The 12,032-nt window shown below is 60.8% G+C and carries 11 protein-coding genes and 1 pseudogene; 7 read left to right on the top strand and 5 right to left on the bottom strand.

The window, feature by feature from the left end:
- Window positions 1–101: 101 nt before the first annotated feature.
- From KLP40_RS04330 to rplT, 7 genes and pseudogenes are all read left to right on the top strand, one after another.
- On the top strand, window positions 102–2,885 hold the full coding sequence (locus tag KLP40_RS04330) for a DNA gyrase/topoisomerase IV subunit A (RefSeq protein ID WP_394369985.1): 2,784 nt from the start codon (window positions 102–104) through the stop codon (window positions 2,883–2,885).
- 203 nt (window positions 2,886–3,088) lie between these two features.
- On the top strand, window positions 3,089–3,964 hold the full coding sequence (locus tag KLP40_RS04325; RefSeq protein WP_215592450.1) for a tetratricopeptide repeat protein: 876 nt from the start codon (window positions 3,089–3,091) through the stop codon (window positions 3,962–3,964).
- A gap of 56 nt (window positions 3,965–4,020) precedes the next feature.
- The gene (locus KLP40_RS21515) at window positions 4,021–5,139 is read left to right on the top strand and encodes a tetratricopeptide repeat protein (RefSeq protein WP_215592448.1); all 1,119 of its coding nucleotides are present in this window, start codon (window positions 4,021–4,023) and stop codon (window positions 5,137–5,139) included.
- 178 nt (window positions 5,140–5,317) lie between these two features.
- Window positions 5,318–7,267: a threonine--tRNA ligase gene (thrS, locus tag KLP40_RS04315; protein WP_215592446.1), complete on the top strand. Its 1,950-nt coding sequence runs from the start codon at window positions 5,318–5,320 to the stop codon at window positions 7,265–7,267.
- Window positions 7,268–7,531: 264 nt separating this feature from the next.
- Window positions 7,532–8,089 (top strand): annotated as a pseudogene (infC, locus tag KLP40_RS04310) (translation initiation factor IF-3); the annotation flags it as partial.
- A gap of 228 nt (window positions 8,090–8,317) precedes the next feature.
- Window positions 8,318–8,512 (top strand): 50S ribosomal protein L35, encoded by a 195-nt coding sequence (gene rpmI / locus KLP40_RS04305; protein ID WP_215592444.1) that lies wholly within the window; start codon window positions 8,318–8,320, stop codon window positions 8,510–8,512.
- 164 nt (window positions 8,513–8,676) lie between these two features.
- Complete coding sequence (gene rplT / locus KLP40_RS04300) at window positions 8,677–9,021, top strand: 50S ribosomal protein L20 (RefSeq protein ID WP_119654080.1); 345 nt, start codon at window positions 8,677–8,679, stop codon at window positions 9,019–9,021.
- A 304-nt stretch (window positions 9,022–9,325) separates the two neighbouring features.
- On the opposite strand, the gene KLP40_RS04295 is transcribed toward rplT, so the two are convergent.
- The 5 genes from KLP40_RS04295 to KLP40_RS04275 form a co-directional block, all read right to left on the bottom strand.
- The gene (locus KLP40_RS04295) at window positions 9,326–9,757 is read right to left on the bottom strand and encodes a hypothetical protein (protein ID WP_215592443.1); all 432 of its coding nucleotides are present in this window, start codon (window positions 9,755–9,757) and stop codon (window positions 9,326–9,328) included.
- Between the two features lie 211 nt (window positions 9,758–9,968).
- Window positions 9,969–10,262, bottom strand: a complete 294-nt coding sequence (locus KLP40_RS04290) for a hypothetical protein (RefSeq protein ID WP_215592442.1) — start codon at window positions 10,260–10,262, stop codon at window positions 9,969–9,971.
- Between the two features lie 480 nt (window positions 10,263–10,742).
- Window positions 10,743–11,081, bottom strand: coding sequence for a hypothetical protein (locus KLP40_RS04285; RefSeq protein ID WP_215592441.1), 339 nt, complete (start codon window positions 11,079–11,081; stop codon window positions 10,743–10,745).
- 84 nt (window positions 11,082–11,165) lie between these two features.
- Window positions 11,166–11,573, bottom strand: coding sequence for a hypothetical protein (locus KLP40_RS04280; RefSeq protein ID WP_215592440.1), 408 nt, complete (start codon window positions 11,571–11,573; stop codon window positions 11,166–11,168).
- A gap of 1 nt (window position 11,574) precedes the next feature.
- A complete protein-coding gene (locus KLP40_RS04275) occupies window positions 11,575–12,027 on the bottom strand; it encodes a hypothetical protein (RefSeq protein WP_215592437.1) in 453 nt (150 codons plus the stop codon).
- Between the last annotated feature and the right edge of the window lie 5 nt (window positions 12,028–12,032).

The following is a 12,032-nucleotide window of genomic DNA, read 5'->3' as shown; positions in this document are numbered from 1 at the left end:
GATACGCGGCCGGCGACTCCGTGGAGTTCGGGGACGTGGCCGCCGCTCCCGCGGCCGAACCCACCGAATTTGACGACGTGCTGGCCGAATCCGGCGCCGACGTGGAAGCCATTACCGAGCCCGAGCCCCTCGCGGCCGAAGCCGAGGAGCAGGAAGAGGAGGAAGCCAAATTCGCCCCCGGCGAAACGATTCACGACGTGGCCACCGTGCGCGGCATGTACCAGAACTGGTTTCTGGACTACGCCTCCTACGTGATTCTGGAGCGCGCCGTGCCCGCCATCGAGGACGGCCTCAAACCCGTGCAGCGCCGCATTCTGCACGCTATGAAGGAAATGGACGACGGCCGCTTCAACAAGGTGGCCAACGTCATCGGGCAGACCATGCAGTACCACCCCCACGGCGACGCCAGCATCGGCGACGCCATGGTGAACCTGGGCCAGAAGGATTTGCTGATTGAAACCCAGGGCAACTGGGGCGACATCCGGACCGGCGACGGGGCGGCCGCGCCCCGCTACATTGAGGCCCGCCTGAGCAAGTTCGCCCTCGACGTGGTCTTCAACCCCGACATCACGGAGTGGCAGATGAGCTACGACGGCCGCAAGCGCGAGCCCACCACGCTGCCCGTGAAGTTCCCGCTGCTGCTGGCCCAGGGCGTGGAAGGCATTGCCGTGGGCCTGAGCACCAAGATCATGCCCCACAACTTCCGCGAGTTGTGCCAGGCCAGCATTGCCGTGCTCCGGGGCAAGGACATCCAGCTCTTCCCCGATTTCTCGACCGGCGGTCTGGCCGACGTGAGCAACTACCAAAGCGGGCAGCGGGGGGGCAAAATCCGGCTGCGGGCCACCATTGAGAAGGTCGATAAGACCATGCTCGTGATTCGCGACATTCCCTACGGCACCACCACCACGGCGCTCATGGAAAGTATCGTGAAGGCCTCGGAAGCCAACAAAATCAAAATCCGCAAGGTGGTCGATAACACGGCCGCCGAGGTGGAAGTGCAGGTGCACCTGCCCGCCGGCGTGAGTCCCGACCTGACCATGGACGCGCTCTACGCCTTCACCGATTGCGAAATCAGCATCTCGCCCAACACCTGCGTCATCATTGAGGACAAGCCGCGCTTCGTGGCCGTGGAGGACATGCTGCGCCTGAGCACCCAGAAAACGGTGCGCCTGCTGGAGCGGGAGCTGGAAATCCGCCAGGACGAGCTGCGCGAAAAGTGGCATTCGGCTTCGCTGGAAAAGATTTTTATCGAAAACCGCATCTACCGCAAAATTGAGGAGTGCGAAACCTGGGCCGATATTCTGCAAACCATTGAAGCCGGCCTGAAGAAATTCACGCGGGTGGCCGGGGAGAAGGAGAAAGCCAACGACGCGCGCATTGTGCTGGCCCGCCCCATTACGGAGGAAGACCTCACCCGCCTGACTGAAATCCGCATCAAGCGCATCAGCAAGTTCGACGGCTTCAAGGCCGACGAGCACATCCAGCGCCTGGAAACGGAGCTGACCGAAGTGGCCGACCAGCTGGCCCACCTCACCCGCTATGCCATTAACTACTTTGAGGGCCTGCTCAAGAAGTACGGCGCGGGCCGGGAGCGGCGCACCCAGCTGCGCACGTTTGCCGTGGTAACGGCCCAGAAAGTGGCCGTGGCCAACCAAAAGCTCTACGTGAACTACGCCGACGGTTTCGTGGGCTACGGCCTCAAAAAGGACGAAAAAGCCGTGGCCGTGACGGATTGCTCCGACCTCGACGACATCATCGCCATCCGCCGCGACGGCACGTTCATGGTCACGCGCATCGCCGAAAAAACCTTCGTGGGCAAGGACATTCTGCACGCTGGCGTCTACAACAAGAACGACGACCGGCTGGTGTACAACATGATTTACCAGGACGGGGCCTCGGGCATCAGCTTTGCCAAGCGCTTCCTGGTCACGAGCATCACCCGCGACAAAGTCTACGACCTGACCAAGGGCACCAAGGGCACCAAAACGCTCTACCTGACGGCCAACCCTAACTCGGAGTCGGAAATTGTGGGCATCCAGCTCCACGACAAAGCCCCGGCCCGGGTCAAGCAGTTCGATTTCGACTTCGCCGAGCTGGCCATCAAGGGCAAGGGCTCGATGGGTAACATCGTCACCAAGCAGCCCATCAAGAAAATCACCCAGAAGGCTCTCGGCGACTCGACCCTGGGCGGCCGGGAAATGTTCTTCGACAGCGTGGTGGGCCGCCTCAACGCCGACGGCCACGGCCGCTACCTGGGCACCTTCGACACCGACGACACCGTGCTGGCCGTGTACAAGGACGGCACCTACGAGCTGACCGCGCCCGATCCGGCCATTGATTTCGTGGTGCCCAACCTGCTGGTGCTGCGCAAGTTCGATGCCCAGACGGTGCTGAGCGCGCTCTACCTCGAAGGCGAGTCGAAAACCCACTACGTGAAGCGCTTCCGCATCGAAACCAGCACCGTGGCCAAGCGTTTCGCCTTCCTGCCCGAAACCAAGGGTACCAAGCTGCTGCTGGCCACCGCCCACCCCGAGCCGGAAGTGGACCTGAAAATCCAGCGCGACAAGAAGGCCGACAAGGAATCCGAGAAACTCCGCCTCACCGAGTTCATCGACGTGAAGGGCTGGAAGGCCATGGGCAACAAGCTGAATTACTTCAAGGTCCATTCCGCCGCTTTGCTCACCGACGAAGGCCCCGAGCCCGAGCGCAAGGTGGCCAAGAAGAAGGTGGGGCCCGCCACCATTCCGCGCGCCGCGGCTGCCACTTCGCCCGTGCCCCACGAGCCCCTGCCCGACCAGACCGGTCCGGTGGACATCTCCGCCGCCGACGTGGCCCAGGCCCAGGCCGTGCTCAAAACCCCCAAGTCGCAGCTCAAGCTGTTCTAGCGGCTCAAGGTGAAGTGGCAAGGTGGAGCAATGGTGAGTTGCGGCTCCGGAACCCGGTTGGCGCCGATGGCGCAAATTGGCCCGTTCAAACAGCAACTTAGCGTTTCACCACCTCGTTATTTCACTCCTAGACAACGTTGCGTCCTGGGGGGTGTCTTTCGCTGACCTGTTGTTGCTCGTTGTTCGTGTCTGTGTTTCTGTCTGTGCGCCTACCGTTTCGCCCGCTGGTTTGGCTGTGGGGGCTGGCACTGTGGGGGCTGACGGCCGGGGCGGCTTCGGCTCAGCCGCCGGCCCGGCCCGGCCGGCCGGCCGGCAAGTTGGCTCCCGCCGCGCCCGATCCGGCTCTAGCCCGCCTGCTGGCGCAAGCCCGGAAACTTCAGGCCGATTACCACGAGTCGCAGGCCCTGGGCCTCTACGAGCAGGCGCTGGCCAAAGCTCCCGCGACCTATGAGGCCCTGTGGTCGGCGGCCGTGCTCAGCGTGCGCATCGGCAACCGCTACACCGACGAGACCCGCAAAGCCGCCTACTTCAGCGCCGCCCGCCTTTACGCCAACCGCGCCCTGGTGGTAAAACCCAACGGGGCCGAGGGACACTACGCCCAGGCCCTGACCCTGGCTACCCAGGCCCCGCTGCTGCCGTTGCGGGGCCGTCTGCTGGCCTACCGCGAAATGCGCCCCCACGTGTACCGGGCCACCGAGCTGCGTCCCGAGTGGGCCGAAGCCTGGCAGCTGCTGGGGCGCTGGCACTACCGCGTCGACCACTACAGCCTGGTGGAGCGCCTCTACAGCCGGCTGTTTCTGGGCGGCGTGCCGGTGGGCGGCAGTACATTGCTGGCCATTGAAGCTCTGCGCACAGCCCACCAGCTCGATTCTACCCGCATCGAGTATGCCTACGACCTGGCCCGTGTCCACCTCAACCGTAGCCAGCAGTCCCGCGCTACGGACGTGCTCCAGGCCGCCGTGGAACTGCCGCCCGTCACGGCCGACGAGCTGGTTATCAGCCGCCGCTGCCGACTGATGCTGGAGCAGCTCAACCGCCGCCAGCGCCGGCAAGTGCAGCGCCATCTGAAAAAGCTCTGACCTCTGCGGCGGTAAGCCGGCGGCTGTATCTTTGTCGAAACCATTTCTGCCTGACAGTGCCTGTTGTTCGCTTTTCCCGGTTTGCTGTGCTGCTGACGGCCGTTCTCGCCCCGGCCTGCGCCGACGCGCCGGAGGAACGGCCCGACACCATGATCAACCTGCAAACGGTGGAAAGCGGCCCCCGTATTCAGGCCGAAGAACTGGACGGCGCCATCCGGCGCCAACCCGGTAATGCCTCGCTCTATGCCCGCCGGGCCGCTTTCCGCCTCGATGCGGGCCAGGTGGAGGCAGGTCTGCGCGACATCAACCAGGCTCTGGAGCTCGACGACACTCCCGGTGAATTCTACTACACCAAGGCCCGCGCTCTGCGCGCCCAGGGGTATTTGGAATCGGCTTTGGCGGCCACCAACGAGGCGGCCCGCCGCGGTTTTGCCTCGCCCACGCTCAACCTGATGGTGGGGGAGATGCATCTGGCCGCCCGCCGCTACCAGGATGCCGTGGATCAGCTCGACCGCGCCCTCCAGCAGGAGCCCGACTTGGCGGCGGCCCTGTTCTACAAGGGCGTGGCCTACATCGGCCTCCGGGATACCGTGCAGGCCCTCGACTACCTGCGTGCCAGTCTGGCCCGCGACCCGCGGCAGCCGGAAATTCTGCACCAGCTGGCCTTTCTCTCCAATGCCTACGGTCAGCCCGATAAAGCGGCCCTGTACGCGGCCCGGGGCCTGAAGCTCGACCCCACCTACGGCCCGCTCTGGTACGATTACGGCCGCCAGTTTGAGCTCCAGAACCAGCCCGACAGCGCCGCCAGCGTGTACGCCCGCACCGTGCAACTGGACACCACCTTCTACCGTGCTGACTACCGCCTGGGCTTGGCCGCCTTCAAAAGCCGCCGCTACGCCGACGTGGTGCCCCATCTCCAGCGGGCTTTGCGCCGCTCGCCGCGCCTGCTCGATGGCCGCTCCATGCTGGCCGAAAGCCTGGAAAACCTGGGCCGCTGGGCCGAAGCCGCCGACCAGTACCGCCTGTTGGCCCAGGAAAACCCCGGTAACCGCCACTGGAGTTATAAGGTCTGGAAGGTGGGCAACCGCGCCCGCGGAATTATCGTGAACGAAGCCCCACGCCCGGCCCCGGTGGAGGCCATCGAGCCGCTAGTGTTGCACAAGCCGGGGCTTTGAGGTGAGATAGTGAGGTGGTGAAATAGTGAGTCTGACGTTCAGTGGCCCCATTTGCGCAAGCGGCGCAATCATGACCAACTGAACATCAAACTCACCATTTCACCACCTCACCATTTCACCATTTCCGTAACTTGCGGCTTCACGGCTGTTTGTATAGCCACTAGCCCCCTCTTATAGTATGCTTAACATCACCCTCCCCGACGGTTCGGTGCGCCAGTTTGTAGATGGCGCCACGGGCTACGACGTAGCCGCCGCCATCAGCGAAGGCTTGGCCCGCAATGCCGTGGGCGTGCGCGTTAACGGCGAAGTACGCGACCTGCACCGCCCCCTCGAACAGGATGCCCACGTGGCCATTCTGACCTGGAACGACGACGACGGCAAGATGGCCTTCTGGCACTCCTCGGCCCACGTGCTGGCCGAAGCCCTCGAAGCCCTGTACCCCGGCGTGAAGCTGGGTATCGGGCCGGCCATCGAGAACGGCTTCTACTACGACATCGACCTGGGCGAAGGCCGCACCATTTCCAGCGAGGACTTCCCGGAAATCGAGAAGAAAATGCTGGAGCTGGCCCGCCAGAAAAGCAAATTCGAGCGCCGCGAAGTCAGCAAGGCCGACGCCGTGGCTTACTTCACGGAGAAGGCCGACCCCTACAAGCTGGACCTGCTGGAGCGCCTCGAAGACGGCTCCATCACGTTCTACCAGCAGGGCAGCTTTGTGGACCTCTGCCGCGGACCCCACCTGCCCGATACAGCCAACATCAAGGCCGTGAAGCTGCTCAACGTGGCCGGCGCCTACTGGCGCGGCGACGAGAAGAACAAGCAGCTCACGCGCATCTACGGCATCACCTTCCCCAAAGCCAAGGAACTCTCTGAGTACCTCGAGCGCCTCGAAGAAGCCAAGCGCCGCGACCACCGCAAGCTGGGCAAGGAGCTCGAGCTGTTCGCGTTTTCGGAGAAAGTAGGAGCGGGGCTGCCATTGTGGCTGCCCAAGGGCACCATGCTGCGCGAAAAGCTGGAGCAGTTCCTGCGCCGCGCCCAGATGAAGGCCGGCTACCAGCCCGTGGTAACGCCCCACATCGGTTCCAAGGAACTCTACGTGACCAGCGGCCACTACGAGAAGTACGGGGCTGATTCGTTCCAGCCCATCAAGACGCCGAACCCGGGCGAGGAGTTCTTCCTCAAGCCCATGAACTGCCCCCACCACTGCGAAATCTATAAGACCAAGCCCCGCTCGTACCGCGACCTGCCGGTGCGCCTGGCCGAGTTCGGCACGGTGTACCGCTACGAGCAGAGCGGGGAGCTGCACGGCCTGACGCGGGTGCGCGGCTTCACCCAGGACGACGCCCACATCTTCTGCCGGCCGGATCAAGTAAAGGAGGAGTTCACCAAGGTCATTGATCTGGTTCTCTACGTGTTCAAGGCCCTGGGTTTTGAGGATTACACGGCCCAGATTTCCCTGCGCGACCCCGAGAACAAGACCAAGTACATCGGCTCCGACGAGAACTGGGCCTTGGCCGAAAGCGCCATTCAGGAAGCCGCCGCCGAGAAGGGGCTGCGCACGGTCACGGAGCTGGGCGAGGCCGCCTTCTACGGTCCCAAGCTCGACTTCATGGTGCGCGACGCCATCGGCCGCAAGTGGCAGCTCGGTACCATTCAGGTGGATTACAACCTGCCCGAACGTTTCGACCTGGAGTACGTGGCCCCCGACAACTCCCGCCAGCGCCCCGTCATGATTCACCGGGCCCCGTTCGGCTCGCTGGAGCGGTTCGTGGCCGTACTCATTGAGCACTGCGGCGGCAACTTCCCGCTCTGGCTCTCGCCCGAGCAGTTTGCCGTGCTGCCCATTTCGGAGAAGTACCACGACTACGCCCAGCAGGTCTACGACCAGCTGGTGGGCGCCGAGCTGCGCGGCACCGTGGACCACCGCGACGAGAAAATCGGCCGCAAAATCCGCGACGCCGAGGTGTCAAAAGTGCCTTACATGCTCATCGTGGGCGAGAAGGAGCAGGCCGAAGGCATCGTCTCGGTGCGCCGCCACGGCGAAGGCGACGTGGGCGCCATGCCCATTGATGCCTTCATCCAGGACTTCCAGGCCAAGGTGACGGCCCTCATGGACGGCAAAGCCGAATAGTCGGCCAGCCATAAAAGGAGCCTTGCCAGCAGGGCCTTTCCCGGTTCAGCGGCCCCGCGTTTGGGGCGGGCTGCGACGGGGAAAGGCCCTGTTTTGCGAGGTTGAAATTGGGGTTGTGTGGCTGCCGGGGCGGTTTTTTATATAGTATTTGTTGAGGGTTTGGAAAAAATGGCGGATATTTGCCCGCTGAGTGAACCCATTCGAACCCGTTCGTGTGGTAGTAGCCCTAGTCAAAATCGACTTTCACCTTAAGGAGAAACCGCCATAGCTACCCCCAACCGCCGCTATATCCCTCGCGCCCAGGTCGAGGAGCCGTTCAAAATCAATCACAAGATTACGGCCCGTGAAGTCCGTCTCGTTGGCGACAACGTGGAGCAGGGCATTTACCCCACCGATCAGGCCCGGCGCATGGCGCAGGATCAGAACCTGGACCTGGTGGAAATTTCCCCCACCGCTACTCCGCCCGTGTGCCGGGTCATCGACTACTCGAAATTCAAGTACGAGCAGAAGAAGAAAACCCGCGAGCTGAAGGCCAAGCAAACCAAGGTTGTCATCAAGGAAATCCGTTTCGGACCCAACACCGACGACCACGACTTTGCCTTTAAACTCAAGCACGCTCAGGAATTCCTGAAGGAAGGTGCTAAAATCAAGGCTTACGTGCATTTCGTAGGCCGGAGCATCGTCTTTAAGGAGCGGGGTGAAATCCTGCTGCTCAAGTTTGCTCAGGCCCTCGAGGACCTTGGTAAAGTGGAGCAGCTGCCCAAGCTGGAAGGCAAGCGTATGTTCCTGTACCTGGCCCCCAAAGTAATTGCTCCGCCCAAAAAGGCGGCTCCCGCAGCTCCCAAAGAGGCTGACAAGGCGAAACCCGCCGACAAAGCCAAAGGAACTGATGAAGCAGTTGCTAAGGAGAAAGAGGGTAAGAAGGTCAAATCGGCCAACGAAGCCGCTGAATAACGCACTGTCTGGGGTTTTTGCTCCGACTTTTTTGAGCTGGCGCACCGGCCCTAGGCAGCCGACCGCCGCATTTTTCACCCTTTCATTATCACCACAATGCCGAAAATGAAGACCAAGTCCGGCGCCAAGAAGCGTTTCTCGCTGACCGGCACGGGCAAAATCAAGCGTAAGCACGCCTACAAGAGCCACATCTTGACCAAGAAAACCACCAAGCAGAAGCGTAATCTGACGCATGTGACGCTGGTTAGCTCGGCCGACATGAACCGCGTGAAGGACATGCTTAATCTCTAATTAAAAGTTAAAAGTTAAAAGTTAAGGATGCGACGTATTGAGTCGGCATCGATAATTTTTAACTCTCAGCTTTTAATTTTTAATTTCCCAAAAAAACCGGGCGTCCGGTAGGAACCCAAGCTGCGGCAGTAAGTCCGCCGCCGGCCGCCAAAAACAAACAGGTTATGCCAAGAAGTGTCAACCACGCGGCCTCGCGCCACCGTCGGAAAAAGATTATGCGTTTGGCGAAGGGCTACTATGGCCGTCGCAAAAACGTTTGGACCGTTGCCAAAAACGCGGTTGAGAAAGGTCTGCTCTACGCTTACCGCGACCGGAAAGTAAAGAAGCGCGAATTCCGCGCCCTCTGGATTCAGCGTATCAACGCTGGGGCCCGCGAGCATGGTCTGTCGTACTCCCAGTTCATGGGTGGCCTCAAGAAGGCTGGTATCGAGCTCAACCGCAAGGTGCTGGCCGACCTCGCCCTGAACCACCCCGAAGCTTTCAAAGGCATCGTGGAGAAAATCAAGTAGTCGGCTGCCTAAGCCTGCTACCGCTAACCGCGCTTGGTCCGTTCCGGATCAGGCGCGGTTTTGCATTACGGCTGATCGGTTACCGGAGCCCGCAGCAGTTACCCGCGTTGCTGCTACTGGTTGGGCAAGGCAGCAATGCAACAAATAGCAGGCCGGTCGAGGAGTTAAAACCGACGTCCTGAGTAAAGGCCAGGCAGACCTCATCTTTAAATTTGGTTCTGACGGGTACAAACGGATCAGAGCCGCTTTTCTCGGGGGAAAGGCGGCTCTGATCCGTTTGTACCCGGGAACCTGGGCGCGGGGGCTAGAGATGGGTTTGCTGCTCAAGCGTCTGCATTTCCCGTAACCACGCTTCCGCTTCTTCCAGCCCTTCAAACAGGCGCATCTGAAAGTGGGAGCCCACGCGCAGGTGCATATCCTCGGCCGAAGCCTGACCGAAGACGCCGGGGGCCACTATGTGCGCGTGGTAGCGCAGGCCCGCTGCCAGGGCCTGCGGCATCCAGGTGTGCTCAATCCAGTCGTTGGCCTGTTTCCAGGAGCCCAGCACGGTGCGGTTATCGTTGAGAATGTAGGGGCAGTGCGTTTGCTGCAACACGTGCAGGACTCCCAGGGAGCCTTGTACGACGTTATCGGTCGTCAGCAAGCCTCGCCAGTCGTTGTAAATCCAGTGGTTTTGTTGGTCGAACTCGGCGGTGAGGAAAGTATCGCCGAATGAGTTTATGAATTCCTGACGCATAACGAACAAGAAGCCAAACTCTCGGTCAATGGTCAAGTTATTTAGACTAACGAACGATAGTCGTCGGTTAGGTGACACTTTCACAAAGCGAGCCTTCGGGGCATGCCGGAAAGCCAGTGTGCCAGCCGGCCCCGGACAGGGACGCACCGTCGTTGTAAGAAAGCGGCGCGTTGGGGAGAGACACACTGGGTGGAGCATCCGGCGTTGCCCGCTACGCGGTAGCAGGGCCGTGGGAAATATCGCGGAGCAAGTGCAGTCCCTGACGAATCAGCATCTGCCGCTGGACCGGCAGCAGCAAAGCCAAGTTGTGGGAAAAGGCTTCCAGTAGTCGGAAATATTCCTGGATCTGCGCCGGGGAGGCCGCCGCCAGCCGGTAGCTGTGAAGTTGGTCGAGTGTATTCCGAACGGTTGTCTCCATGCCGGCCAGTTCGTCCTCGTGAAGGTCAGGCACGCGGGTGGCGTTCAGCAGGTTGCTGAACTGCTCACTAGTTGTAGAAAACTGCATAGGTGTGTGGTTAGCGGAATCAGAACTATGGAATATAGAATATTGCCCTGGCAAATGCAATAAGGGCTGAAAGAGGTAATCGGCTGCTAAACAGAGGCAGGCAAGTCTGCACAAGACCTCCGAAGAGGCAGACAGTCTGCTAGTGAAAGAAGCCGTGTGGTCATCCGCCGATGCTGATGGAGGCGGTGATAAAAGCAAAACGCACAAAAAAACGGCCTCTCCGCAATGGAAAGGCCGTTTTTGCAAGTAGCGGGGACGAGAGTTGAATTGGTTGCCAGACGAACGAAACCGCGTTTGCAGCGCGTAGAGGTAGTTTTTTTCGGCGCTACGATGCAGGTTTCAGGCACATTTATGATAAAATGGTGACGTTTTTGAGACCAAAACCGACCCTTTTTACACTTGCGACCCGGAATGATAAAACCTGTGGGCCGAAACAGGTCAGGGACGAACCAAAACACAACCATAAACAGCGGGTGCCGGTTACTGGGCTCGGCGTTTGAGGAGGTAACGGTCGCTCGATCCTCCATAAGGCGTGATTTCCCAGCCCTGGGCCGCCAGAAAGTTAAGGGCGGCCGCCAGATCGGCGAAGCGCTTATCCTTCCCGTTTTCCTCATACCACCTAAGCAGCAGATTAGGGGTCACGCCGTCCTGAAAGGCCAGCTTACACCCGAGGCTGGGGAAAGTTACGATTTGGGCAACACCGTACTGGGCGGGAGCTGCCGCGGCGGGCGTTGCGCTGGGGGGGGAAGACTGGGCCAGGGCGGCCGGAGTGGCTGCCGACGTGAGCAGCAGCAGCAGCAGTGATAAACGGCGGAACATAGAAGAGGGAATAGCGGAAGGGACACTAATGCAGCAGAGAGGCGCAATAATTAGGCCATACGGTAGCTTCGGTACGTCCTGGGATTAGGAAATAGGATGACTTCCCGCCTCTCCGGCCACCGGCCGGCGCAGCAGGTCGCGGGTGAGGAGGATCGTAGAGGCGATACGTGGGATTAGGGAAAGCATGAGCAGCGCGAAACGGGGCGTGTAGTTGGGCAGCTGCAACTCAGTAACGTGGAAGAGAGGTCTGGTGAACCCATAGAGTGTGACCAGGATAACCAGCACTTTGGCCCAGTACTGTCCCCGCCAAACGGCCCAGAGCACTAGGGCAACGGGTGTCCCCATTAGAAGCAGGCCGATCAAGGTGCCAACGGAGAACCGGAGGCCGATGGAAGGAGTCGAGTAAAGCGCATTCGCCAGCAGAACAATGCCGAAGCTGACGATAATACACCAGACTGCCTTGCGGTCGTTGGCGGGAATGGTAACGGCCATATCAGTTCGACGGAGTATGTTCACTGGCTGCCATATCCGCTTCAGCGGGAGCCGAGCGGCGCGTGAACTGCTGCCGGAAGAGGCAGAAACCCACGCCCAGCATCATAACCAGCGCAAAAACTTCCCTGGTCACAGTCCAAGCGCTGCGCTGGGGGAAAAAGGGGAGGGCGCTGCCGAAAACGTAGACTGCGTAGGCCAGCAGCAGGGCGTAAACGATTTTAGCCCACGTCTTGCCGGCGCGGATGCCCAGGCCGAGGCCAATGCACATGGCCAACAGCAATACGGTGGTAAGCAGCGCAGGCCCGAGTATCTCCCCAAGCGGGGCACTGGCATGCCGAGCTGGGCCGATAGGCTCAGGCAGGAAGAGATAAAGTGCCGGCAGCTGGTAAAGTACCAGGAGCACGAAATACAGGCGGGAGGCGATAAGGTAATCTCGGCGGAGGGATGAGGGCATGCTAC

The organism is Hymenobacter piscis (genome assembly GCF_018760735.1).
GTDB lineage: Bacteria > Bacteroidota > Bacteroidia > Cytophagales > Hymenobacteraceae > Hymenobacter > Hymenobacter piscis.
This window is presented reverse-complemented; position numbering and strand designations above follow the sequence as displayed.

What these genes read in the sequence shown, in the direction of transcription:
- thrS (WP_215592446.1), top strand. Translation starts at nt 5,318, where the DNA reads ATGCTTAACATCACCCTCCCCGACGGTTCGGTGCGCCAGTTTGTAGAT.
- rpmI (WP_215592444.1), top strand. Translation starts at nt 8,318, where the DNA reads ATGCCGAAAATGAAGACCAAGTCCGGCGCCAAGAAGCGTTTCTCGCTG.
- rplT (WP_119654080.1), top strand. Translation starts at nt 8,677, where the DNA reads ATGCCAAGAAGTGTCAACCACGCGGCCTCGCGCCACCGTCGGAAAAAG.
- KLP40_RS04295 (WP_215592443.1), bottom strand. Translation starts at nt 9,757, where the DNA reads ATGCGTCAGGAATTCATAAACTCATTCGGCGATACTTTCCTCACCGCC.
- KLP40_RS04290 (WP_215592442.1), bottom strand. Translation starts at nt 10,262, where the DNA reads ATGCAGTTTTCTACAACTAGTGAGCAGTTCAGCAACCTGCTGAACGCC.
- KLP40_RS04285 (WP_215592441.1), bottom strand. Translation starts at nt 11,081, where the DNA reads ATGTTCCGCCGTTTATCACTGCTGCTGCTGCTGCTCACGTCGGCAGCC.
- KLP40_RS04280 (WP_215592440.1), bottom strand. Translation starts at nt 11,573, where the DNA reads ATGGCCGTTACCATTCCCGCCAACGACCGCAAGGCAGTCTGGTGTATT.
- KLP40_RS04275 (WP_215592437.1), bottom strand. Translation starts at nt 12,027, where the DNA reads ATGCCCTCATCCCTCCGCCGAGATTACCTTATCGCCTCCCGCCTGTAT.